The sequence below is a fragment of the Cupriavidus sp. 01L46 genome, assembly GCF_056399905.1.
In genome coordinates, this window is sequence record NZ_JBFTSF010000606.1 from 1 (window position 1) to 1242 (window position 1242).

The 1242-nt window shown below is 68.4% G+C and carries 1 protein-coding gene and 1 pseudogene; one reads left to right on the plus strand and one right to left on the minus strand.

Annotated features, from left to right (window positions below):
• Window positions 1-211 precede the first annotated feature (211 nt).
• The gene (locus AC1DS3_RS38795; protein ID WP_441641399.1) at window positions 212-880 is read left to right on the plus strand and encodes an ankyrin repeat domain-containing protein; all 669 of its coding nucleotides are present in this window, start codon (window positions 212-214) and stop codon (window positions 878-880) included.
• Window positions 881-1002: 122 nt separating this feature from the next.
• Here the strand turns inward: AC1DS3_RS38795 and AC1DS3_RS38800 are convergent.
• Window positions 1003-1242, minus strand: a pseudogene (locus AC1DS3_RS38800) (hypothetical protein); the annotation flags it as partial.

Sequence of the window (1242 nt, forward strand, 5' to 3'; positions counted from 1 at the left end):
CGGCCCGGGTCACAAGCAGTATAGGCAAGAGTGCCGGCAAAACAACCCGCATCGCGGCGCGCGCCAAAGCGGCGTTCGCCGCGCTGCAGCATGCCAGTGGAGGCGCCTTGAAATTGCGCGTCCTAACCTCCACACTTAGCTCCACACCCAGCCAGCAAGGGTGTCGCGATGGGTCGGGCAACGTAGTCAACGGCAGCGGCGGGGGACGGACATGAACGGACGCACCAGGTGGCGCGCGGGACTTGCCGCTGCGTTGCTATGTGGCATGGGAACGCTGTGCCTGCCGGCCAGGGCCGACGACGACATCAGCCTCAATGCCCGCCTGCTCGCGGCCGCCCGGGCCGGCGACGCGGCGGCGGTGAGTGCGGCGCTGCAGCAGGGCGCGGCGGTGAATGCGCGCAACCGCATCGGCGATACGCCGCTGCTCACCGCGGCCAAGCGCGGGCTGACCGAGATGGCGCGCACGCTGGTCGAGCATGGCGCCGACGTCAGCCAGGCCAACGTGCAGGGCGTGACGCCGCTGATGGCCGCGGCCTTCGGCGGCTTTGATGAGATTGTGGCGATGCTGCTGGCGCGCCATGCGGAGCTGGCCGCCACGGATCGCGTCGACAAGACCGCCATGATCTACGCCGCCGGCGAGGGGCATGCCAGCGTGGTGCGGCAACTGCTGGATGCCGGCGTGGACGTCAACACCCTCTACGCCAACGGGCTCACCGCGCTGATGTGGGCGGCCGGCTACGACAAGGTCGATACGGTGCGCCTGCTGCTATCCAGAGGCGCCCGGCCCGAGCTGCGCGACAACCGCGGGCTGACCGCGCGGGAGATCGCCGATCAGGCTGGCGCGAAGACGGTGGCCGGATTGCTGAGCGCGCAGCATTAGAGACGCGGATTGCGGCGTCTCTCTTTCTTCGCTTCCCCCTCGCCTGTTAGGCAAAGAGTCCCATATGCGCAGTCGCGCGGAATCCTGAAGACCTGGCTGCGTGGCGGCGAGCGTCCAGGCATTCAGGGCGCATCGAGCGTCCCCGGGCTTTTCGGGTAGGTGACAACACCCCAGCTCAGCGCCACGCCGGCCACTTCGCGCAGCGGCTGGTAGGTCCGCGCATCCACCACGTAGACGGCGTTCGAGCGGCCGCAGGCGATCAGCAGCCGTGCGTCGTCGGGGGTGAAGCTGAAGTGCCAGCAGCGTTTGCCGGTGGCGATGTTGGCGATGTTCTCATCGCTGTCGGCATCGAAGACCTGTAT

Coding starts and splice junctions, on each gene's coding strand:
- AC1DS3_RS38795 (WP_441641399.1), top strand. CDS start 212: ATGAACGGACGCACCAGGTGGCGCGCGGGACTTGCCGCTGCGTTGCTA.